At 67.6% G+C, this 22,396-nt stretch carries 14 protein-coding genes and 1 riboswitch; of the genes, 5 read left to right on the plus strand and 9 right to left on the minus strand.

Annotated features, from left to right (window positions below; genetic code table 11):
- Positions 1-30 precede the first annotated feature (30 nt).
- From SBI20_RS00215 to SBI20_RS00245, 7 genes are all read right to left on the minus strand, one after another.
- The gene (locus SBI20_RS00215; protein WP_411911480.1) at positions 31-747 is read right to left on the minus strand and encodes a trimeric intracellular cation channel family protein; all 717 of its coding nucleotides are present in this window, start codon (positions 745-747) and stop codon (positions 31-33) included.
- Between the two features lie 220 nt (positions 748-967).
- Positions 968-2,383 carry a dihydrolipoyl dehydrogenase gene (lpdA, locus tag SBI20_RS00220; RefSeq protein ID WP_317973127.1) on the minus strand — a complete coding sequence of 472 codons (1,416 nt, stop codon included), beginning with the start codon at positions 2,381-2,383 and terminating at the stop codon, positions 968-970.
- Between the two features lie 114 nt (positions 2,384-2,497).
- On the minus strand, positions 2,498-3,742 hold the full coding sequence (gene odhB / locus SBI20_RS00225) for a 2-oxoglutarate dehydrogenase complex dihydrolipoyllysine-residue succinyltransferase (protein ID WP_317973128.1): 1,245 nt from the start codon (positions 3,740-3,742) through the stop codon (positions 2,498-2,500).
- Positions 3,743-3,787: 45 nt separating this feature from the next.
- Positions 3,788-6,628, minus strand: a complete 2,841-nt coding sequence (locus tag SBI20_RS00230; RefSeq protein ID WP_317973129.1) for a 2-oxoglutarate dehydrogenase E1 component — start codon at positions 6,626-6,628, stop codon at positions 3,788-3,790.
- A 225-nt stretch (positions 6,629-6,853) separates the two neighbouring features.
- Positions 6,854-7,816 (minus strand): malate dehydrogenase, encoded by a 963-nt coding sequence (gene mdh / locus SBI20_RS00235; protein ID WP_317973130.1) that lies wholly within the window; start codon positions 7,814-7,816, stop codon positions 6,854-6,856.
- A 390-nt stretch (positions 7,817-8,206) separates the two neighbouring features.
- Entirely contained in the window at positions 8,207-8,626 is a 420-nt protein-coding gene (locus tag SBI20_RS00240) for a hypothetical protein (protein WP_317973131.1), read from the minus strand.
- Between the two features lie 261 nt (positions 8,627-8,887).
- The gene (locus SBI20_RS00245; protein WP_317973132.1) at positions 8,888-10,237 is read right to left on the minus strand and encodes a cell wall hydrolase; all 1,350 of its coding nucleotides are present in this window, start codon (positions 10,235-10,237) and stop codon (positions 8,888-8,890) included.
- A 172-nt stretch (positions 10,238-10,409) separates the two neighbouring features.
- Positions 10,410-10,605: riboswitch (cobalamin riboswitch) on the plus strand.
- Positions 10,606-10,713: 108 nt separating this feature from the next.
- On the opposite strand from SBI20_RS00245, the gene SBI20_RS00250 reads away from it, so the two are divergent.
- From SBI20_RS00250 to uvrA, 5 genes are all read left to right on the plus strand, one after another.
- On the plus strand, positions 10,714-12,663 hold the full coding sequence (locus tag SBI20_RS00250; protein WP_317973133.1) for a TonB-dependent receptor plug domain-containing protein: 1,950 nt from the start codon (positions 10,714-10,716) through the stop codon (positions 12,661-12,663).
- A gap of 19 nt (positions 12,664-12,682) precedes the next feature.
- Entirely contained in the window at positions 12,683-13,687 is a 1,005-nt protein-coding gene (locus tag SBI20_RS00255) for an ABC transporter substrate-binding protein (protein ID WP_317973134.1), read from the plus strand.
- Entirely contained in the window at positions 13,684-14,679 is a 996-nt protein-coding gene (locus SBI20_RS00260; protein WP_317973135.1) for a FecCD family ABC transporter permease, read from the plus strand. The genes SBI20_RS00255 and SBI20_RS00260 overlap by 4 nt, the downstream gene beginning before the upstream one ends.
- Positions 14,680-14,710: 31 nt before the next feature.
- Positions 14,711-15,439 (plus strand): ABC transporter ATP-binding protein, encoded by a 729-nt coding sequence (locus tag SBI20_RS00265; protein ID WP_317973136.1) that lies wholly within the window; start codon positions 14,711-14,713, stop codon positions 15,437-15,439.
- Between the two features lie 153 nt (positions 15,440-15,592).
- Positions 15,593-18,580 (plus strand): excinuclease ABC subunit UvrA, encoded by a 2,988-nt coding sequence (gene uvrA / locus SBI20_RS00270; RefSeq protein ID WP_317973137.1) that lies wholly within the window; start codon positions 15,593-15,595, stop codon positions 18,578-18,580.
- A 1,657-nt stretch (positions 18,581-20,237) separates the two neighbouring features.
- On the opposite strand, the gene SBI20_RS00275 is transcribed toward uvrA, so the two are convergent.
- Positions 20,238-21,452, minus strand: coding sequence for an argininosuccinate synthase (locus SBI20_RS00275; RefSeq protein WP_317973138.1), 1,215 nt, complete (start codon positions 21,450-21,452; stop codon positions 20,238-20,240).
- Between the two features lie 158 nt (positions 21,453-21,610).
- Complete coding sequence (locus SBI20_RS00280) at positions 21,611-22,393, minus strand: 3-hydroxybutyrate dehydrogenase (RefSeq protein WP_317973139.1); 783 nt, start codon at positions 22,391-22,393, stop codon at positions 21,611-21,613.
- Positions 22,394-22,396 lie beyond the last annotated feature (3 nt).

Here is a 22,396-nt window from a genome sequence, read left to right on the forward strand (position 1 = left end):
GCAGGGGGCATCGCTCCGGGCTTCTGACACTCAGACGCTCGACCCGGAGCCTTCGCCCGCCAGACGCCCGCCATAGGCCGGGATCGCCAGCTTCCAGCGGATCGCGGCTGCGCGCAGGGCGAAGCCGGCCAGCGCGGAGACCGTCCAGACCCAGGGCTTGGGCAGGTGGAGCGCCTGCCCGGCCGAGCACATCGCCGAGGCCAGCGCGCCCGCCGTCACATAGAGTTCGGGGCGCATGATGATCGAGGGGCGCCCGGCCACCACGTCGCGGATGACCCCGCCCGCGCAGCCGGTGATCACCCCCATGATGAAGGCGGGCACCGGGGGGATGCCATAGGCCAGCGCCTTGGCCGTGCCGATCACCGCATAGATGCCAAGGCCCACCGCGTCGGCCCAGTCGAGCGCGGCGCCCCGCCACCAGCGGTTGGGCGTGACCCAGCATACCACCGCCGCGACCAGGCAGACCAGCGCGACCCAGCGATCGTGCATCCAGAACACCGGCGCGCCGATCATCAGGTCGCGCACCGACCCGCCGCCGACCCCGGTGATCACCGCGAAGAAGCACATCGTTACCAGCGTCTGGCGCATGCGCGCGGCCACCAGCGCACCCGAGAGCGCGAACAGGGCAATGCCGCCCAGATCGATCACCCCGATCATCGCGGGCAGCACGACCTTGGGCAGGGCGGCGGGAATCGCCGCGGGAAGGGCATGGGGCAGCGCGGCATGGATCGAGGAGGGTAGCGGCATGGATGTGATCCTGCCGCGAGGGCGGGGGCATGTCGAGCATCATGGCGCCGCCGGGACACAGAACCGGGGATAGCGGTTTTAGCGCCGGGATGGAGGCATCGGGGCGGGCGCCTTGAAGGGGCCACAAATGCAAAGGGCCGCGCGGAGGGGGGAATCCCGCGCGGCCCTCGCCGTAGCGCCGATCACGAGGGGATCAAGGCGCCGGTATCGGGGTATTTGATCAGGTGTGGATCGGCTTCTCGCGAATGCCCATCGCCGCTTCCTTGATCGCTTCCGAATGGGTCGGATGCGCGTGGCAGGTATAGGCGATGTCTTCCGAAGTCGCACCGAATTCCAGCGCCAGCGCTGCTTCGGCGATCATCGTGCCGGCCACCGAGGCAATCGCCCAGACGCCGAGCACGCGGTCGGTCTTGGCGTCCGCGATGATCTTCACGAAGCCGTCGGGCTCGTGGTTGGTCTTGGCGCGGCTGTTGGCCAGCATGGGGAACTTGCTGACCTTGATGGCATTCTTGTCGCCACCGGCCTTTTCGAGAGCGGCTTCCTGGGTCAGGCCCACGCCCGCGAACTCGGGGAAGGTGTAGACCACGCCGGGGATCACGTCGTGGTTCACGATGCCCGTGAGACCCGCGATGTTCTCGGCCACGGCAATGCCTTCGTCCTCGGCCTTGTGCGCGAGCATCGGGCCGGGGATCACGTCGCCCACGGCCCAGACGCCGTCGACCTTGGTGCGGAAGTCGTGGTCGGTTTCGATCTGGCCGCGCTTGTTCAGCTCAAGGCCGATCTTGTCGAGGCCGAGGCCATCGGTGTTGGGCTTGCGGCCAATGGCCACGAGCACGCAATCGGCTTCGATCACTTCGGCAGCGCCGCCGGCAGCCGGTTCGACCGTGATGGTGGCCTTCTTGCCTTCGACGGCAACGCCGGTGACCTTCGTCGAAAGCTTGAGCTCCATGCCCTGCTTCTTGAAGATCTTCGCGGCTTCCTTGCGGACGTCGCCGTCCATGCCGGGGAGCAGCTGGTCGAGGTATTCGACCACGGTCACCCTGGCGCCCAGACGGCGCCAGACCGAACCGAGTTCGAGGCCGATCACGCCGCCGCCGATCACCACGAGGTGTTCGGGAACGCGGTCGAGAGCGAGCGCGCCGGTCGAATCGACGACCACGCCAGCGTCATTGTCGACGGTGACGCCCGGCAGCGGGGTGACCGACGAACCGGTGGCGATCACGATGTGCTTGGCCGAGACCTTCTGGCCAGCGACGGTGACGCTGTGGGCGTCCTCGAACGTGGCATAGCCCTTGAGCCAGGTGACCTTGTTCTTCTTGAACAGGAATTCGATGCCGCCGGTCAGGCCCTTGACCGAGTCGAGCTTCTGCTGCTGCATCACCGAAAGGTCGAGTTCGACCGGGCCGGTCTTGATGCCATAGCTCGCGAAGGTGCCGTTGACGGCTTCCTCGAACTTTTCCGAGCCGTGGAGCAGGGCCTTGGAGGGGATGCAGCCCACGTTGAGGCAGGTGCCGCCCAGGGTCTCGCGCCCTTCGGCGCAGGCGGTCTTGAGGCCCAGCTGGGCCGCGCGGATCGCGGCCACATAGCCACCCGGGCCCGCACCGATCACCAGGACGTCATAATCGTATTCAGCCATGTCGGCCTCCTGTTCGCGGCCCCTCCCACGGGATGGAGCCTCGCGCGAATCACGCACAAATTCCGCCGGGGCGCGCACGGTGGTTCAGCCCCGTGCGCGCCTTGGTCCTGCCGATCAGAGGTCGATCAGCAGGCGGGTGGGTTCCTCGATCGCTTCCTTGATGGTCTTGAGCGCGGTGACCGCCTCGCGACCGTCGATGATGCGGTGATCGTAGGACAGCGCGATGTACATCATCGGGCGGATCACGATTTCACCGTTGCGAACGACCGGACGGTCCTCGATGCGGTGAAGGCCGAGCACGGCCGACTGGGGCGGGTTGATGATCGGGGTCGACATCAGGCCGCCGAACACGCCGCCGTTGGAGATCGTGAAGGTGCCGCCCTTCATGTCTTCCATCGTCAGCGAGCCTTCACGGGCCTTCTTGCCGAAGTCGCCGATGGCCTTTTCGATGCCCGCAAACGACAGCTTGTCGCAATCGCGCACGACCGGCACGACCAGACCGTTGGGCGCCGAGACGGCGACCGAGATGTCGACATAGTCGTGATAGACGATTTCATCGCCCTGGACCTGGGCGTTGACCGCCGGGATGTCCTTGAGCGCAAGGACGGCAGCCTTGGCGAAGAACGACATGAAGCCCAGCTTCACGCCATGCTTCTTCTCGAAGCTGTCCTTGAACTTTTCGCGCGCGGCCATCACCGCCGACATGTCGACGTCGTTGAAGGTCGTGAGCAGGGCGGCGTTTTCCTGCGCGCTCTTCAGACGCTTGGCGATCGTCTGGCGCAGGCGGGTCATCTTGACGCGCTCTTCGTTGCGGCCAGGAGCTGCAACCGTGGCCGGGACCGGGGCGCTGGCGGCAGGCGCGGGCGAGGCAGCCTTGGCCTGGGCGGCGGCGAGCACGTCTTCCTTGGTCAGGCGGCCGTCCTTGCCGGTGCCCTTGACGGTGGCCGGGTCGATCCCGTGTTCGAGCACGGCGCGGCGCACGGCGGGCGAAAGGGCGGTGACCGCCGTTTCGTCGTCGGCGGGGGCTGCCGCCACGGGGGCGACAGCGACGGGCGCGGCAGCGGCGGCAGGAGCCGCAGCCGGGGCAGCAGCGGCGGGCGCTGCTGCCGGAGCGGCGGCGCCGCCTTCGCCGATGGTGGCCAGCAGCGCGCCGACGGTGACGGTTTCACCTTCGGCGACGAGGATCTGGCCGAGCACGCCGGCAACCGGCGAGGGCACTTCGACCGCAACCTTGTCGGTTTCCAGGCTGACGATGGGTTCGTCGACCGCGACCGTTTCGCCGGGCTTCTTCAGCCACTGGCCGACCGTCGCTTCGCTGACGCTTTCACCGAGCGTCGGAACCTTGACTTCGATGGACATGACTTGGTCTTCCTTGGGGAGAATTCAGTGGGACGAAACGGCCGGTCAGGCCTTCTGCTTGCGGCGGATTTCTTCGCGGACCGACAGCGACAGGGCGTCGGCGACCAGGGCAGCCTGTTCGGCAGCGTGACGCTTGGCCAGACCCGTGGCGGGCGAGGCGGAAGCGGAACGGCCGGCATAGCGGGCACGGGCAACCGGGCACTGGGCAGCCTTGAGCGATTCCTCGATCAGCGGCTCGACGAAGAACCAGGAACCGTTGTTCTTGGGTTCTTCCTGACACCAGACCACTTCTTCGAGGTTGGCCATGCGCGAGAGGCGCAGGGCCAGCGGTTCACCCGGGAACGGGTAGATCTGCTCGATGCGGATGATCTGGGTGTCGGTGATGCCAGCCGCGTCGCGCGCCTCGATCAGGTCGTAGGCGACCTTGCCCGTGCACAGGACCACCCGGCGGGTGTCCTTGTCCTGCGGTGCGGCAGGGTCGGACAGGATGCGCTTGAACTGGGCCCCATCAAGGAAATCGGCGGCGGTCGACTTGGCCAGCGGGTGGCGCAGGAGCGACTTGGGCGTCATGATGATGAGCGGCTTGCGGAACGAGCGGTGCATCTGCCGGCGCAGCACGTGGAAGTAGTTGGCCGGGCTGGTGATGTTGCAGACCTGGATGTTGTCTTCGGCGCAGAGCTGAAGATAGCGTTCCAGACGGGCCGACGAGTGCTCCGGCCCCTGGCCTTCATAGCCGTGGGGCAGCAGCATGACGAGGCCGTTGGCGCGCAGCCACTTGGATTCGGCGGCGGCCACGTACTGGTCGATCACGATCTGGGCACCGTTGGCGAAGTCGCCGAACTGCGCTTCCCAGAGCACCAGCGTCTTGGGGTCGGCGCTGGCATAGCCATATTCGAAGCCGAGCACGCCATATTCCGACAGCGGGCTGTCGAGCACCTGGAAGCGGCCATGGGGCAGCGTGGTGAGCGGCACGTACTTGTGCTCGTCCTTCTGGTCGACCCAGACGGCGTGACGCTGGCTGAACGTGCCGCGACCGCAGTCCTGACCCGAAAGGCGCACGTTGTAGCCTTCGGTCACGAGGCTGCCATAGGCGAGCGCTTCGGCCGTGGCCCAGTCGAAGCCGGTGCCGGTGGCGAACATCTCGCGCTTGGCATCGATCACGCGGCCCAGCGTCTTGTGGACGGTCAGGTCGTCGGGAACGGTGGTCAGCGTGCGGCCCAGGCTGTCGAACAGCTTCTGTTCGATGCCGGTGGCCACGTTGCGGCGCGCGGTGACCGGGTCGGCAGGCTTGTTGAGCCCGGCCCAGCGGCCCCCGAACCAGTCGGCCTCGTTGGCCTTGTAGGTCTTGGCGGCCTCGAACTCGTTCTCGAGCGTGGCGGTGATGGTGTCTTCGAGGTTGCCCTTCCAGCCCCCGTCGATCACGCCCTGGGCGGCAAGACGTTCGGCATAGAGCGCCGAGACAGCCGGATGCTTCTTGATCTGGCCATACATCAGCGGCTGCGTGAACGAGGGCTCGTCGCCTTCGTTGTGGCCGAAGCGGCGATAGCACCACATGTCGATCACGATGTCGCGACCGAACTTCTGGCGGTAGTCGATCGCCAGCTTGCAGGCGAAGGTGACCGCTTCGGGGTCATCGCCGTTGACGTGGATGATCGGCGCCTGGACGCCCTTGGCGACATCCGAGGGGTACGGCGAGCCGCGCGAGAACTGCGGGCTGGTGGTGAAGCCGATCTGGTTGTTGATGATGAAGTGGATGCAGCCGCCGGTGTTGTAGCCGTTGACACCCGAGAAGCCGAAGCATTCCCACACGATGCCCTGGCCGGCGAAGGCCGCGTCGCCGTGGATCAGCACGGGCAGGACCTGCTTGTGCTTGCCCTGGCCGACGTCGTCGCGGAACACCTGCTGGGCCAGCGTCTTGCCGAGCACGACCGGATCGACCGTTTCGAGGTGCGAGGGGTTGGGCAGAAGGCTCATGTGAACCTTGGTGCCGTCGAACTCGCGGTCGGTGCTGGTGCCCAGGTGATACTTCACGTCGCCCGAGCCGCCCACGTCTTCGGGGTTGGCCGAGCCGCCCGAGAATTCGTGGAAGATCACGCGATAGGGCTTGGCCAGAACGTTCGCCAGAATGTTCAGGCGGCCACGGTGGGCCATGCCGTAGATGATCTCCTTGACGCCCAGCTGGCCGCCATACTTGATCACCGCTTCGAGCGCCGGAATCATCGACTCGCCGCCGTCAAGGCCGAAGCGCTTGGTGCCGACGTACTTCTTGCCGAGGAACTTCTCGTACTGCTCGCCACGCACGACGGCGGCCAGGATCGCCTTCTTGCCTTCCGGCGTGAAGTCGATCGACTTGTCGCCACCTTCGATGCGTTCCTGGAGGAAGCGGCGTTCCTCGACATCGGCGATGTGCATGTATTCGAGGCCGACCTTGCCGCAATAGTTCTTGCGGAGGATCTCGACGACCTGGCTCACGGTGCCCCATTCGAGGCCCAGCACGCCACCCAGATAGACCTTGCGGTCCAGATCCTTGCCGGTGAACCCGTAGTATTCGGGGCTCATGTCGGCGGGCAGGGCCTTCTTGGAAAGGCCGAGCGGATCGAGATCGGCAGCAAGGTGGCCACGCACGCGATAGGTGCGGACCAGCAGCATGACGCGATAGCTGTCGTTGGCGGCCTGTTCGAGCGCGGCTTCGTCGAGAGCGGGCGCGCCGCCCTTCTTGGCAGCCTTCTGCACTTCGACCTTGAGGGCCATGGGATCGAGCGCACGGGTGAGGTCGTCACCGGCCAGCGCGTCGGTGATCGGCCAGCGCTTGGACTGCCACGAGGGCCCCTGCTGCGGCCCGTCCTGAGAGGGATCGGCTTCGAACTCGTGCACTTCTTGTCCCATCGTCGGTCACTCCTGTGCCCCGTGGGGAGGGGAGGGGCTTCGGAAAAAAGTCGGCCAGCCGGGTGCTGGGCGAAAGCGTTTGGTGCCGGGCGCAAGAGGCCCGGATAGTCTGGCCTGCCCCTGGATCAGGTGTAACCCGAGGGGGGCGAGGCAATCATGTCAGTACCGGAAAAAAGGAGAGCCGCGCGGCGGGCGGAAACCCGCCGCGCGGTCCTGTTTCCCGTGTCAGGCGAGCGAGGGGTCGATGCCCTTGCACGCCACGAGCAGTTCCTTCACGGCGTCGACCGAGACCTGGAGGTTGGCCTTGGCGGTGTCGTCGAGCGAGATCTCGATGACCTTTTCCACGCCGCCAGCGCCGATCACCACCGGCACGCCGACATAGAGGCCGTCCACGCCATAGGCGCCGTCGACATAGGCGGCGCAGGGCAGGATGCGCTTCTGGTCGTTGAGGTAGGCTTCAGCCATGGCGATGCCCGAGGTGGCCGGAGCGTAGAACGCCGAACCGGTCTTGAGCAGGCCGACGATCTCGCCGCCGCCCGAACGGGTGCGGGCCACGATCGCGTCGATCTTTTCCTGGGTCGAGGCGCCCATCTTGATCAGGTCGGTGACCGGGATGCCGGCAACGGTCGAGTATTCGACGACCGGAACCATGGTGTCGCCATGGCCGCCGAGCACGAACGAGTTCACGTCGCGCACCGAAACGCCGAATTCCCAGGCGAGGAAGGTGCTGAAGCGGGCCGAGTCGAGCACGCCGGCCATACCCACGACCTTGTTGGCCGGGAGACCCGAGAACTCGCGCAGCGCCCAGACCATCGCGTCGAGCGGGTTGGTGATGCAGATCACGAAGGCGTCGGGTGCGTTGTCGCGGATGCCTTCGCCAACGGCCTTCATCACCTTGAGGTTGATGCCGAGGAGGTCGTCGCGGCTCATGCCGGGCTTGCGCGCCACGCCAGCCGTCACGATGATGACGTCTGCGCCTGCGATGTCCTTGTAATCGTTGGTGCCGGTGATCTTGGCGTCAAAGCCGGCCACCGGGCCGCACTGCGAAAGGTCGAGAGCCTTGCCCTGGGGCACGCCTTCCACGACGTCGAACAGGACGACATCGCCCAGTTCCTTCTGTGCGGCCAGGTGCGCCAGAGTGCCACCAATGTTACCCGCGCCAATGAGCGCGATCTTCTTGCGTGCCATGTGCTTTACGGTCCTTTCCCGGAGTCGTCGCGGGACAAGCGTTCAAGCGTTGCCGACTCAAGCCCCCGGATGGAGGCCCCCCCGCGCCCGCGAGACGGGAAGGGTTGCCGGCAAGTGGGGCGCAGGTAGGCCTGCCGACGGCCGATTGCAACCGCAAAAAAACGCGCATGGCCGGGTTTCTTTGCTATCAGTTTGCAATAGCATTACGTGGTAAATCCGGCGTTCATACGAATGCGGCGGATCGGGTGAAAATCCGCGAAAATCGCATCTGCAAGTGCGTGTCCGGCAAGACACCGGAAGGGCCTGATTCTGACTCTTCCGGTCTCTTGATAGCGTCTTGACTGCCATCCTCAATCTGCCTGAGGGCAGGGTAGCGCAAGAATGTGACGATCAGGCCCGTTCGGCCAGATGGCGGCGCAGGGCATGGGCCTGGTTGCGGTCGAGGGTGTGGCACACGGCCGTCCACCAGTGCATCAGCGCCTGGTCGTCGTTGTCGGCTGCGGCGCGCGCCGCGCGCGCGGCCTGGCGGGCGGCGGCGTGGCCATGGCTGGCAAACAGGCGCAGCGCGGCGGCCAGCAGGGCCTTTTCATCCTCGCGCGTGGGGGCCGGCAGGCCGATCGGTTCGGAGCGCGGGGCCGCGTGGCGGGTGGGGCCCCGCAGCGAGGCCAGCGTGCGGGGGCCCAGCGTGTGGGGGGACATCGTCGTGGGGCGCAAGGAAGCCGGATTGTCGTTGACGGCCTGCGGCACCCGGCCGGCAGGGCGGCGGAGACAGGGCGAGATCATGCCATATCGGGGGGCAAAGCGCAGCATGCGCGGGGTCTCCGAATTGTGTGTGCGACGCCGATTTTCGGCTGATGGTTTGTTTTTGTATGGTCTGTTTTCGTGGAGCGCCGGGCGGATCGGGATGAAATCTGCACGGCCGCTTCCGTCCTGATACTTTTGCACGCGCTAACAGGGCGTGAGACGAGACGGTAAATATCCTGTTGACTGTTGCCCTGCCGTTTCGTGACGATCAGCTACCCAAAAAGGGCCGTCACCCCAAAAAGGGGCGTCACCGGGAAAGGGCGCACGTCAACTGCCGGGTTGGGCGATCCACTTGCCGGCGTTCTCGTAGATCGCGCTGGCTTCGGGGCGCAGGGCGGGAGCGGCGGGCCCCGCTTGCGGCAGCGGAGCGGAGGCTGCCGGGCTGCGTCCGCTCATGCCTTCGTGCGCGGTGCCGGCATGAAGCGGGGCATGAGACGGGGCGAGCGCGGGTTGGGCCGGAAGGCTCTTGTCGAGGGCGGCCATGCGGCCTTGTTCGAAGGCCTGTTCGAGGGTCAGCGGATCGGCGATGTCGGCTGCGACCGAGGTCCAGCTGCGCGGATGGGGCGCGGCGAGGGGTTCGCCCCCGTGATAGATGCCCCGGAAGGCGGCCTGAAGCCCGGCGGCGCCCGACCACCGGTAGAAGCGATGGGCACCGATCGTGCCGATGAAGGCGAGGCTGTCGGCCCAGCCGGGGTGGACCGCGCTGGTGTGATAGTGGGTGGCCAGCCCCACCGGGGCATAGACCTGTCCGTCCAGCGCCTGTGCGGCGATGCGGCGCACACGGTCCCACACCACGGGCATCGGGCGCCGGGCCATGGCCCCGTCGCAGGCGAAGCTGAACTGGCAGCCGGGGCGCTCGGAGCCCTGATAGACCACGCCGCACACGGTTTTCGGAAAGGCGGGATGGGCCACGCGGTTGAGGACGACCTGGGCGACCGCGCGCTGTCCGTTTTCCGGCTCGGAGGCGGCCTCGTAATAGATCGCGGCGGTCAGGCATTGCAGCGCGCGCCAGCGATCCTGCGCGTCGCCCGCGGCGAACAGCGGACGGGCGACGCCCGGCGCTGCGGGAAAACCTGTCGCGGAAGGCCCTGACGCGAAAGGCCCTGACGCGAAAGGCGAGGCGGCGGCGTCGGAGTGGATCGCGGCGAAGTGTTCGTTCCACAGGCGACTGGCCCAGTTGCCGGAGGCCTCGGGGCTGTTCTGCGCGCTGCGTGGATCGGCCTGCGTGCCATCGCGCGTGGGCCTCGGTTGCGTGGCGGGCTGGTCGGGGGCCGCCATGGCTTGCAGCCTGTCGTCGCGACTTTGCGCGGCGGCGGCGCGGTCGATCCCCGGCTCGCCCCAGCCCAGCGCGCCCAGCACGAGGCCGAGCGCACCGATGGCGGCAATGCCCCCCGCGCGGGCGCGGATGACCCCGGCCCGGCGATGCTGGTGGCGCCACGAGACCATGTCGCGGCGGCGGATGCGCCCGGTGAAGTCGCGGGGCGGTACTTCGGGCAGGACCAGCGTGGCGAGCCTTTCCCCGGCTTCCTGCCGCAGCGCAGCCTGATCCGCGCGGGCGCGCGGCGCCAGCGGCGGCACGAGCGCTTCGGGCGGGAGCAGGGGAAAGGGCTGGGTCATGAAACGGGAAAGAAGCCTTCTTGGTCTGCCTGCCGCTAGCACCATGGGCGGGCAATGCACCCGGACAATTGCCTGCGTCCCGAATAGACACAGGCCCCGGTCCGGGCGTTAACGGCTTATCCGATGCAGGTTAACGGCTTTTTCTTGCCGTGGTGGGTGCGCGGCGCTATCGGCTCGGACAGACGCCACCGGTGCCTGCCTTTGCGTGCAGGCTAAGAGGGAAGCCGGACCACCGGCGCTGCCCCCGCAACTGTATCCGGACGAGCGCCGCACCCTCGTGTGCCACTGGCCCGGTTACAGGGTCGGGAAGGCCGGTGTGTCGCGATGACCCGGAGAGCCAGGAAACCTGCCGGTGTGTGGTCGTTCCGCGGCCGGGCGGGGTGTACCGGACGCAAGCGTGGTGAGTCTTTCCGCCATTGGCCCGGCGGACCTCCCGCCATGGACGGCAACAAGTCCATGGGCCGGGAGGAAAAGACATGAAGACATCACTGATCGCGCTGGCCTGCGGGCTGGCGCTGGCACAGGCCGTGCCACAGGGAAGCGCGCTCGCCCAGCAGGCGCCTGCTCCCGGTGCCGGGGCCCCTGACGCTCCGGCCCCTGATGCGTCTGCGATCGATCCGGGCCAGATCGGCCAGCAGATCACCGTGCTGGGCACCGGCAGCGACCGCCCGCTCGACCAGACCGGCCAGGCGATCACTGTCGTTCCGCTCGAAACGATCCAGTCGGTGCAGGGCCCCGACCTGACCCGTGTGCTCGAACGCGTGCCGGGCCTCACGTTCTCGCGCACGGGCGGGCTGGGTTCGCAGACGGCGGTGCGCCTGCGCGGCGATGAAGGCCAGCACACGCTGGTCCTCGTCGACGGGGTACGCGTCGAGGATACCTCGTTGCCTTCGGGCGGGTTCGATTTCGGCACGCTGTCGAGCGGCTCGATCGGGCGCGTCGAGGTTCTGCGCGGCTCGAACTCGATCATCTGGGGCAGCGCGGCGATGGGCGGCGTGATCGCGCTGACCACGCGCGAGATCAATGGCGCGGAAGTGTCTGCCGAAGGAGGCTCGCGCGGGAGCTATGATGTCGATGCAATCGCGGGCGTGAAGCGCGATGGCTATGCGATCTCGCTCGATGGCGGCTACGTGGGCACCAACGGCATCTCGGCCGCGTCGAGCGGGACCGAGCGCGACGGCTACAACCAGTGGCGCGTGGGCGGCAAGGCCCGCGTCAACCTGACCGACACGTTCTCGCTGGTCGCCAATGCGCGCTATGCCGACGGCCGGACCGACATCGACGGCTATGACGCCAACTTCAACTTTGGCGACACCAGCGAATATGCGCTCACGCGGCAGTTCTTCGGCCATGCCGGGTTTCACTATGCGGGCAGCAAACTGACCCTCGATGGCGGCTACAGCACCGCGATCACTCACCGCCGCACGTTCACCGGCGGGGCCGACGACACGTTCGAATATGGCTACAATGGCCGCAGCCAGCGCGTCGAAATGACCGGGCGCTATGACCTGCCTGCCGACTTCGCGCTCGATTTCGGCGCCGACAACGAATGGACCAGTTTTTCGAGCACGTATGACAGCCACCAGACCGCCAGCCTGACCAGCGGCCATGCGCTGCTCGGCTGGTATGGCAAGAAGGCCAGCCTGGCCGTGGGCGGGCGTTACGACAGCCACAGCCGGTTCGGCGGCAACTGGAGCCTGGGCGCCAACGGCACGGTCGAGGTCGTGCGCGGGGTGCGCCTGAACGCCAGCTATGGCGAAGGCTTCCGCGCGCCCACGCTCTATCAGCTGCTCTCGCCCGACTATGGCAACCCGGACCTGCGCCCCGAGCGCAGCCGCAGCTATGACGCGGGGATCAGCTATGTCAGCCCCGAGGGCACGTTCCGCGCCGGGCTCACGTTCTTCCGCCGCGACACGCGCAATCTCGTCAACTATGTCTCGTGCTTCTCGGTCACCAGCCCGCTGTGCGATACCCATTCTTATGGCTTCTACGACAATGTCGGCAAGGCGCGCTCGCAGGGGGCCGAATTCGAACTGGCCGCCAAGCTCAGCCCGCGGGTGAGCGGCCAGCTGCTCTATGCCTATACCGAGGCGGTCGACCGCACGCCGGGCGGCGCTCTGTATGGCAAGACGCTCGCCCGCCGTCCGCGCAACGCGCTGACTGCCGTGCTTGACTGGACAACGCCCTGGGCAGGCCTCACCCTGGGGGTCGACCAGCGCTTCCAGTCGGAAACCTATGACGATGCAGCCAATACCACCAGGCTCAAGGGCGGCGGCGTGACCACGCTGCGCGCCAGCCTGCCGGTTCGCCACGATGTCGAACTGTTCGGGCGGATCGAGAACCTGTTCGATCATCCGCTGGTGACGGCGGCGGGCTATGGGGCGCTGGGCCGGTCGGTCTTCGGCGGCCTGCGCGTCCGCTACTGATGGGGCGGGTGACATCCCGGTGAACCCGCGCGCGGCCTTCCGCCCAGTCTGTCCCACTCTCCCGGCGCGTCTGGGCGGGACGGGCGGGCGGTCGCGCGTGTGCCGGATTCTGGCTTTGGGGGCTCTGGCTGCGGGGCTGGTCCTCTCGGCCTGTAGCCCGGATGCGCTGGCGCCGGGGGGCGAGGGGAAGGGGGGGCATGAACAGGGTTCCCCACACCATCAGCCTACGCCCCACCACCAGCCTACGATTGTCTCGCTCAACCCGTGTACCGATGCGATCCTTGCGCAGGTGGCCGATCCGGCCCAGATCCGCGCCTTGTCTGCCTACAGCAGCGATCCTGAACAAAGCTCGATGGATGTGGCGCTGGCGCGGCGGTTTCCGGCGACCAATGGCGCGGTCGAAACCGTGCTGGCGCTTCATCCCGATTTGCTGGTGGCCAGCACATATACCGATCCGGCCAGTCTGGCGGCCATGCGCGCGGTGGGCCTGCATGTCGAGACGTTCGCGATTGCCAATTCGGTCGCCCAGTCGCGCGCGCAAGTGCGCGATCTGGCGCGGCTGGCCGGGCACGTGGATCGCGGCGAAGCCCTCGTGCGCCAGATCGACCGTGCCATGGCCGAAGCCGCGCCAGCGCCCGGAAGCAAGCCGATCCCCGCCGTGCTGTGGGAGCCGGGCGGCACCGTGCCCGGCCAGGCAACGCTCGTGGCCGAACTGATGGCCCAGGCCGGGTTCGCCAATTTCAGTGCTCAGCGCGGGCTCGGGCAATCCGAGCGCCTGCCGCTCGAACGCATGCTGGCCGATCCGCCAAGGGTCATTCTGGCAGTCGGCCATGCGCGCGGCCCCATTCCCGAAGACGACCGCCTGCTGTTCCATCCGGCGCTGGCCGCACTCGGGCACACCGCGCGCGCCACGCTGGCGCCCAATCTCATCTACTGCGGCGGGCCGACCATCCCCCGCATGCTGGCGCGGCTGGTGGCGGTGCGCCACCAACTGGACCAGCATCAACAGGACATCAGGCCATGAACCGCGCCACGAACCGCGCAACCCTCCCGATCGTGCTGGGGGTGGCCCTCCTGTTCGCGCTGCCGCTCAGCCTGATGGCCGGACAGGTGTGGATCAACCCCTTCGGCCACACGGGCAACAACGCGATGGTCATTCTGGCGCAGTTGCGCCTGCCGCGCGCGGTTCTGGCCGTGGTGGTGGGGGGCGGTCTGGGGGCGGCGGGCGCGGCCATGCAGGGCTACTTGCGCAATCCGCTGGCCGATCCGGGCCTGTTCGGGGTGGCGCCGCTGGCTGCGCTGGGGGCGGTGCTTTCGCTGTTCACCGGCTATGCGGTGCAGCCTTTCGCGCTTCCGGCCATGGCGCTGGCGGGGGCGGCGGCGGGGATGGTCCTGCTGGCGGTGATCGCTTCAGGGCCGCGCACGGGGCTGGCGGGCGGGGTGGCGCTGTTCACGCTGGCGGGCATGATGCTGTCGAGTCTGGCAGGCGCGCTGACCAGTCTGGCGATCAGCCTTGCCCCCAACCCGTTTGCGCTGACCGAGATCGTGACATGGCTGATGGGCGCGCTGACCGATCGCTCGTGGCGCGACGTGGCGGTGGCCGCGCCGCTGACGCTGGCCGGGCTGGTGGTGCTCTGGCGGGCGGGGCCCGCGCTCGATGCGCTGACGCTGGGCGAACTGGCGGCGCGTTCGATGGGGCTCGATCCGGGGCGCTTGCGCTGGATGATGGTGGCGGGCGTGGGGCTGGTGGTCGGCGCCGGGGTTTCGGCGGCGGGGGTGATCGGCTTTGTCGGCCTGATGGTGCCCCATATCGTGCGCCCGTTCACCGACCGGCGCCCGTCGAGCCTGATCCTGCCCAGCGCGCTGGCCGGGGCCCTGCTGCTGCTGGTGGCCGATGCCTTGTGTCGCAGCCTGCCGCTGGCGGGTGGCGAACTGCGCCTGGGCATTGCGCTCAGCCTGATGGGCGCGCCGTTTTTCCTCCATCTCCTGCTGCGCCTGCGGCGCGGTCTGGCGTGATCTGACCCGACGGGAACCGCATATGGATCTGATGGCCGAAGCTGTAACCGTGGTGGGGCGCCTGCGCGAGGTGAGCGTGGGGCTGGCCGCCGGGCGCGTCACGGTGGTCTGTGGGCCCAACGGGGCGGGCAAATCGACCCTGCTGGCGGTTCTGGCCGGCTTGCAGGCGCCCGATGCGGGCCGTGTCGTGCTCGGCCACAATCGCCTGACCGACCTGACCCCGCGCGAGCGGGCCATGGCCGTGGGCTATCTGCCACAGGCCGGCGAAGTGGCCTGGAACGTGACGGTCGAGACACTGGTGCGGCTGGGCCGCCTGCCGCATCGCACGTCCGACAAGCTCGACGCAGCGGCCGCCGCTGCCGCGATCCGGGCGCTCGATCTCCAGTCGCTGGCCGCGCGCGAGGTGGGCACGCTCTCGGGGGGGGAGCGCGCACGGGCCCTGCTGGCACGGGTTCTGGCCGGACAGCCGCGCTGGGTTCTGGCCGATGAACCGTTTGCCGCGCTCGATCTGGCCCACCAGCAGGCGCTGATGGCCCATTTCCGCCGTCTGGCCGATCAGGGTGTGGGTGTGGCCGTGGTGATGCACGATCTGTCGCTGGCGATGAACCATGCCGATCATGTCATCGTGCTGGAGCGCGGGACAGTGGCGGCCTCGGGCGCGCCCCATGTCGCACTTTCGCCCGAGGTGCTGCATCAGGTCTGGGGGGTCAATGCCCGCTGGTTCGGGGACGGGCGGGCGCGGGCGCTGGCGATCGGCTGAACGCGCCGGGGGGCAGGGCGCGGCTTGCAAGTATTGTCTGGCGGCGGGGTGCTTCCCACATGATGGGGCCTGATGTCGCGCTTTTCCGGTCGGGCGCCGCCATGGCGCGCAGCGGGCTTGCATGAATTGAACAAATATGGAACACCGGCCGCCATGTCGACTTCTGCTTCTGCTCTTCCGGCCCGCAGCCGGGCAGGCGCGCGCAGCGCCCTGACCACCCTTTCCGTGCGCGGCGCGCGCGAACACAATCTCAAGGGCGTGGATGTCGATCTCCCGCGCGACAGCCTGGTGGTGATCACCGGGCTTTCCGGCTCGGGCAAGTCGAGCCTGGCATTCGACACGATCTATGCCGAAGGCCAGCGCCGCTATGTCGAATCGCTCTCGGCCTATGCGCGCCAGTTCCTCGAAATGATGCAGAAGCCCGATGTCGAGCATATCGACGGCCTCTCGCCGGCGATTTCCATCGAGCAGAAGACGACCAGCCGCAACCCGCGCTCGACCGTGGCGACGGTGACCGAGATCTACGACTACATGCGCCTGCTCTGGGCGCGCATCGGGGTGCCCTATTCGCCCGCGACGGGCCTGCCGATCAGCGCGCAGACGGTCAGCCAGATGGTCGACCGCGTGATGGCCCTGCCCGAGGGGACACGCGCCTATCTGCTCGCCCCGGTGGTTCGCGCGCGCAAGGGCGAATACCGCAAGGAACTGGCCGAGTGGCAGAAGGCGGGTTATACCCGCGTGCGGATCGACGGCGAGCTTTATTCCATCGAGGACGCCCCCGCGCTCGACAAGAAGCTCAAGCACGACATCGAGGTCGTGGTCGACCGCATCGCGGTCAAGGACGGCATCCAGACGCGTCTGGCCGACAGTTTCGAACAGGCGCTCAAGCTGGCCGAGGGCCTCGCCTATATCGACCTTGCCGATACCACCGTGGCCGCGCTCAATGGCGAGACACCGCCCGAGGAGCCGAAAAAGGCCGGAAAGGGCAAGAACGCGAAAGGCGGCCAGCTCAAGGGGGCCGGGCTGCCCGACAACCGCATCGTCTTTTCCGAGAAGTTCGCCTGTCCGGTCTCGGGCTTCACGCTCGATGCGCTCGAACCGCGCCTGTTCTCGTTCAACGCCCCGCAAGGGGCCTGCCCGGCCTGTGACGGCCTTGGCGAAAAGCTGCTGTTCGACCCGCAACTGGTCGTCCCCAACGAGCATCTGAGCCTCAAGCAGGGGGCCGTGGTGCCCTGGGCCAAGTCGAACCCGCCCAGTCCCTATTACATGCAGGTTCTCGCCAGCCTTGCCGCCCATTTCGGCTTCAGCCTCGAAACCCCGTGGGAGCAGCTCCCGGTCGAGGTGAAGATCGTCATCCTCCACGGGACGGCGGGCAAGGCCGTGCCGCTGACCTTCATCGACGGCAAGAAGAGCTACACCGTCGCCAAGGCCTTCGAAGGGGTGATCGGCAATCTCAACCGCCGCATGCTCCAGACCGAAAGCGCGTGGATGCGCGAGGAACTGGGCAAGTTCCAGACCGCGCAGCCCTGCGAGACCTGCGATGGTGCGCGCCTCAAGCCCGAGGCGCTGAGCGTGAAGGTGGCGGGCAGCGACATTTCGGCGATTACCCGCCTTTCGGTCAGCGATGCCTGTGCATGGTTTGCCGGGCTCGACGCGCACCTGACCAGCCAGCAGAGCCAGATTGCCAAGGCGATCCTGAAGGAAATCAACGAGCGGCTGGGCTTCCTCGACAATGTGGGGCTCGATTACCTCAACCTCGACCGGACCTCGGGGACGCTTTCGGGCGGGGAATCGCAGCGCATTCGTCTCGCCAGCCAGATCGGCTCGGGGCTCTCGGGCGTGCTCTACGTGCTCGACGAACCGTCGATCGGGCTCCACCAGCGCGACAACGACCGCCTGCTCGAAACCTTGAAGCGCCTGCGCGATCTGGGCAACACGGTGATCGTGGTCGAGCATGACGAGGACGCGATCCGCACCGCCGACTACATCGTCGACCTCGGGCCGGGCGCGGGCGTCCATGGCGGGCAGATCGTCGCGCAAGGCACGCTGGAAGACATTCTGGCGAGCAAGGACAGCCTTACCGGCCAGTACCTGACCGGCGCGCGGCGGATCGAGGTGCCCACCGAGCGTCGCAAGGGCAATGGCCATGCCCTCGTGATCGAGGGCGCGCGGGCCAACAATCTCAAGAATGTGACCGCGAAGATCCCGCTCGGCACGTTCTGCTGCATCACCGGCGTCTCGGGCTCGGGCAAGTCGAGCATGACCATCGACACGCTTCAGGCCGGGGCCTCGCGCGTGCTCAACGGCGCGCGGGTCGTGGCCGGCGCGCATGACGCGATCCGGGGCCTCGAACACTGCGACAAGGTGATCGAGATCGACCAGTCGCCCATCGGGCGCACCCCGCGCTCGAACCCGGCGACTTATACCGGCGCCTTCACCCTGATCCGCGACTGGTTCGCCGGGCTGCCCGAGGCCGAAGCGCGCGGCTACAAGGCCGGGCGGTTCAGCTTCAACGTCAAGGGCGGGCGCTGCGAAGCCTGTCAGGGCGACGGGCTGATCAAGATCGAGATGCACTTCCTCCCCGATGTCTACGTGACCTGCGAGGAATGCGGCGGCAAGCGCTACAACCGCGAGACGCTGGAGGTGAAGTTCAAGGGGCACTCGATTGCCGACGTGCTCGACATGACGATCGAGGACGCGGTCGAGTTCTTCAAGGCGGTCCCGCCGATCCGCGATCGCATGGCCATGCTGGGCGAAGTGGGCCTGGGCTATGTCAAGGTCGGCCAGCAGGCCACGACGCTCTCGGGCGGCGAGGCGCAGCGGGTCAAGCTCGCCAAGGAACTGGCGCGCCGCTCGACCGGCAAGACGCTCTACATCCTCGACGAGCCCACCACCGGGCTCCATTTCGAGGACGTGCGCAAGCTTCTCGAAGTGCTCCACCGACTGGTCGATCAGGGCAACAGCGTGGTGGTGATCGAGCACAACCTCGACGTGATCAAGACCGCCGACTGGATCATCGACATGGGCCCCGAAGGCGGCGTGCGTGGCGGCGAGATCGTGGCCGAGGGCACGCCCGAGCAGGTCGTGAAGAACAAGCGCAGCTTCACCGGGCACTATCTGGCGCCGCTGCTCAAACGCTGAGGCCCACCAGATCCTCTGCGCGCGGGAAGGAACGGTGCGGCTCATGATCCTCCCCGCCCGGCGGGGAGGTGGCAGGCCGAAGGCCTGACGGAGGGGCAGGGGGCGCAGGTCGTGGCGCCTGCTGCCATGGTAGCGCCATTCCCCCTCCACCCCGCTTCGCGCGGTCCCCCTCCCCGCGAGGCGGGGAGGAACGGGGCGGCGCATGATCCTCCCCGCCTGCGGGGAGGTGGCAGGCCGAAGGCCTGACGGAGGGGCAGGGGCGCAGGTCGGGGCGCCTGCCGCCACGGCAGCGCCATTCCCCCTCCACCCCGCTTCGCGCGGTCCCCCTCCCCGCGAGGCGGGGAGGAACGGTGCGGCTCATGATCCTCCCCGCCCGGCGGGGAGGTGGCAGGCCGAAGGCCTGACGGAGGGGCAGGGGGCGCAGGTCGTGGCGCCTGCTGCCATGGTAGCGCCATTCCCCCTCCACCCCGCTTCGCGCGGTCCCCCTCCCCGCGAGGCGGGGAGGAACGGGGCGGCTCATGATCCTCCCCGCCCGGCGGGGAGATGGCAGGCCGAAGGCCTGACGGAGGGGCAGGGGGCGCAGGTCGGGGCCTGCCGCTATGGCAGCGTCATTCCCCCTCCACCCCGCTTCGCGCGGTCCCCCTCCCCGCGGGGCGGGGAGGAACGGGGTGGTGCATGATCCTCCCCGCTTGCGGGGAGGTGGCAGGCCGGAGGCCTGACGGAGGGGCAGGGGGCGCAGGTCGGGGTGCCTGCCGCTATGGCAGTGCCATTCCCCCTCCACCCCGCTTCGCGCGGTCCCCCTCCCCGCAGGGCGGGGAGGAATGGGGTGGTGCATGATCCTCCCTGCCTGCGGGGAGGGATGGGGCGTGGTTGTTTGCATATAAAGAAAACGGGGGCCCGCATTGCTGCGGGCCCCCACTGTCGCTCGCTGCCACCGGGGGCGGCGTCGGGTGGTGCCTGACCGGCGGATGAGCGGGCGAGGGCCTTCCGGGGCACGAAGCCCCTGGGCCGCTTTCGGCACCCTTGCTGGAAAGGGCGGCGAAAGAGCTCTCGTGCGCGTTCCGCATCGCCTGCCCGGGGAAGAGCAGGGCCAGGAACCGGTCCCATACGCGCCTGGGGGCGGCATGGCGGGCGTTGCCTGCTTCGGGCACCGCTCCCACGCGCGACGATCACGAGTCCCCGTATCACGGGCGATCACGAACGTGCGGGACGGACCCCACCGAAGCTGGGCTGGCGCTGTTCACGGGCAAGTTCCGCATCCGGCCCCTGCATTCGCAGGACGTGTGGCACGCAGCCGCTCACTACCGAACATCGGCGCTTCGCCGTTGAACTGCACCACGAACCCTTTGCGGACGCAGAAAGGCAACCTTTCCAGACCCGTGCGGGCTGGCCAGTGCAATCGACATTCCGTTCAGAAAGTTCGCTCGAAAAGCAGGAAAGTGGGGCAAGCCAAGGTGTTGGGCCCGGACTTTACGACACTTCATCGCTGTCGAGAAAGGCATGCTGCGCCCATCGGGTGAGTCGGGCAAGAGGAAAAAAACACGGATGGCGCGCCAGGCCTGAAGAAGCGATATGAAGGGGCTCCGAGTACTAAAAAAGGCCCCCTTCCGGCGAGGGAAGGGGGCCTTTTTGTTTGCTGCGGTGCAGGCTGGTGCGATCAGCGGCCCTGCTGGGCCAGCAGGCGCAGGCGCAGCGCGTTGAGCTTGATGAAGCCGGCGGCGTCCTTCTGGTCGTAGGCGCCCGCGTCGTCCTCGAACGTGACGTGGCGTTCGGAATAGAGGCTGTCGGGCGACTTGCGGCCGACGACCGAGGCCAGCCCCTTGTAGAGCTTGAGGCGCACGGTGCCGTTGACCTTGGCCTGGCTGGCGTCGATCGCGGCCTGGAGCATCTCGCGCTCGGGCGAGTACCAGAAGCCGTTGTAGATCAGCTCGGCATACTTGGGCATCAGCTCGTCCTTGAGGTGGGCTGCGCCACGGTCGAGCGTGATCGATTCGATGCCGCGATGGGCGACGGCATAGATCGTGCCGCCCGGCGTTTCGTACATGCCGCGGCTCTTCATGCCGACAAAGCGGTTCTCGACGAGGTCGAGGCGACCGATCCCGTGCTTGCGGCCCAGTTCGTTGAGCGCGGCGAGCAGGGTGGCCGGGCTCATCGCTTCGCCGTTGAGGGCGATGCCGTCACCCTTTGCGAAGTCGATCGTGATATATTCGGGGGTGTCGGGCGCGTCCTCGGGGTTGACCGTGCGCGAATAGACGTAGTCGGGCACTTCCTGCCACGGGTCTTCGAGAACCTTGCCTTCCGACGAGGTGTGCAGAAGGTTGGCATCGGTCGAGAACGGGCTTTCGCCGCGCTTGTCCTTGGGCACCGGGATCTGGTGGGCTTCGGCCCAGGCGATCAGCGCGGTGCGGCTGGTCAGGTCCCATTCGCGCCACGGGGCAATGACCTTGATGCCCGGTTCGAGGGCATAGGCCGAGAGTTCGAAGCGGACCTGGTCGTTGCCCTTGCCGGTGGCGCCATGGGCCACGGCGTCGGCGCCGGTTTCGCGGGCGATTTCGATCAGGCGCTTGGAGATCAGCGGGCGCGCGATCGAGGTGCCGAGCAGGTAGTCGCCTTCATAGCGGGCATTGGCGCGCATCATCGGGAAGACGAAATCGCGCACGAATTCCTCGCGCAGGTCGTCGATGTAGATGTGCTCGGGCTTGACGCCCATCAGCTCGGCCTTGGCACGCGCGGGTTCGAGTTCCTCGCCCTGGCCAAGGTCGGCGGTGAAGGTCACGACTTCGCAGCCGTATTCCACCTGAAGCCACTTGAGGATGACGGAAGTATCGAGCCCGCCCGAATAGGCCAGGACGACACGCTTGATCTCGGACATGGGCGGGCAACTCCTCAAAAGACGCGGCAACACAAAAGACGCGGGGCGCCTATCAGGGAGGGGGGCGGTCTGCAAGGCAAACGGGGGCGTTTTGCGCCCCCGTGTCCGATTCCCTGGTGTTTGACTGGAAAATCGCCGAAAAGGCGAATTTCAGGCCATCAGTTCATGAACCATCCGTGGCTGGCCACCAGCGACTGGCCGGTCAGCGCATTGCTGGGGAAGGCCGCGAAAAACAGGGCCACTTCGGCGATGTCCTCGACCGTGGTAAACTCGCCATCGACGGTCTGGCCGAGCATGACCTTCTTGACCACCTCGTCCTCGCTGATGCCCAGTTCCTTCGCCTGTTCGGGGATCTGCTTGTCGACCAGCGGGGTGCGCACGAAGCCGGGGCAGATCACGTTGGTGCGCACGCCCTTGGGGCCGCCTTCCTTGGCGATCGTGCGGGCCAGCCCCTCCAGCCCGTGCTTGGCGGTCACGTAGGCGCTCTTGAGCGGCGAGGCGAGCTTGGAGTGGACCGAGCCCATGAACAGGATCGCGCCCGCGCCCTTGGCGTACATGTGGGGCAGGACCGCCTTGCTGGTGAGGAAGGCGCCGTCGAGGTGGATGGCGAGCATCTTCTTCCAGTCGGCGAAGGCGAAGGCCTCGACCGGGTTGACGATCTGGATACCGGCATTGGACACGAGGATGTCGACCCCGCCCCAGGTTTCGACGACCTTGGCGACGCCCGCGTTGACCTGTTCCTCGCTGGTCACGTCCATTTCCACGGCCAGCGCCTGTCCCGGATGGCTGGCGTTGATGGCATCGGCAGCGGCCTGCGCGGCGTCGAGCTTGAGATCGGCGATGGCGACTTTGGCGCCAGCGGCGGCATAGGTCTTGGCGATGGCCAGCCCGATGCCGCTGGCCGATCCGGTGACGATGGCGATCTTGTCGTTGAGATTCATGGG

The organism is Novosphingobium sp. IK01 (genome assembly GCF_033242265.1).
In the GTDB taxonomy this organism is placed as follows: domain Bacteria; phylum Pseudomonadota; class Alphaproteobacteria; order Sphingomonadales; family Sphingomonadaceae; genus Novosphingobium; species Novosphingobium pituita.

Coding starts and splice junctions, on each gene's coding strand:
- SBI20_RS00245 (WP_317973132.1), bottom strand. CDS start 10,237: ATGACCCAGCCCTTTCCCCTGCTCCCGCCCGAAGCGCTCGTGCCGCCG.
- SBI20_RS00250 (WP_317973133.1), top strand. CDS start 10,714: ATGAAGACATCACTGATCGCGCTGGCCTGCGGGCTGGCGCTGGCACAG.
- odhB (WP_317973128.1), bottom strand. CDS start 3,742: ATGTCCATCGAAGTCAAGGTTCCGACGCTCGGTGAAAGCGTCAGCGAA.
- lpdA (WP_317973127.1), bottom strand. CDS start 2,383: ATGGCTGAATACGATTATGACGTCCTGGTGATCGGTGCGGGCCCGGGT.
- uvrA (WP_317973137.1), top strand. CDS start 15,593: ATGTCGACTTCTGCTTCTGCTCTTCCGGCCCGCAGCCGGGCAGGCGCG.
- SBI20_RS00230 (WP_317973129.1), bottom strand. CDS start 6,628: ATGGGACAAGAAGTGCACGAGTTCGAAGCCGATCCCTCTCAGGACGGG.
- SBI20_RS00275 (WP_317973138.1), bottom strand. CDS start 21,452: ATGTCCGAGATCAAGCGTGTCGTCCTGGCCTATTCGGGCGGGCTCGAT.
- SBI20_RS00280 (WP_317973139.1), bottom strand. CDS start 22,393: ATGAATCTCAACGACAAGATCGCCATCGTCACCGGATCGGCCAGCGGC.
- SBI20_RS00260 (WP_317973135.1), top strand. CDS start 13,684: ATGAACCGCGCCACGAACCGCGCAACCCTCCCGATCGTGCTGGGGGTG.
- SBI20_RS00265 (WP_317973136.1), top strand. CDS start 14,711: ATGGCCGAAGCTGTAACCGTGGTGGGGCGCCTGCGCGAGGTGAGCGTG.
- SBI20_RS00215 (WP_411911480.1), bottom strand. CDS start 747: ATGCCGCTACCCTCCTCGATCCATGCCGCGCTGCCCCATGCCCTTCCC.
- mdh (WP_317973130.1), bottom strand. CDS start 7,816: ATGGCACGCAAGAAGATCGCGCTCATTGGCGCGGGTAACATTGGTGGC.
- SBI20_RS00240 (WP_317973131.1), bottom strand. CDS start 8,626: ATGCTGCGCTTTGCCCCCCGATATGGCATGATCTCGCCCTGTCTCCGC.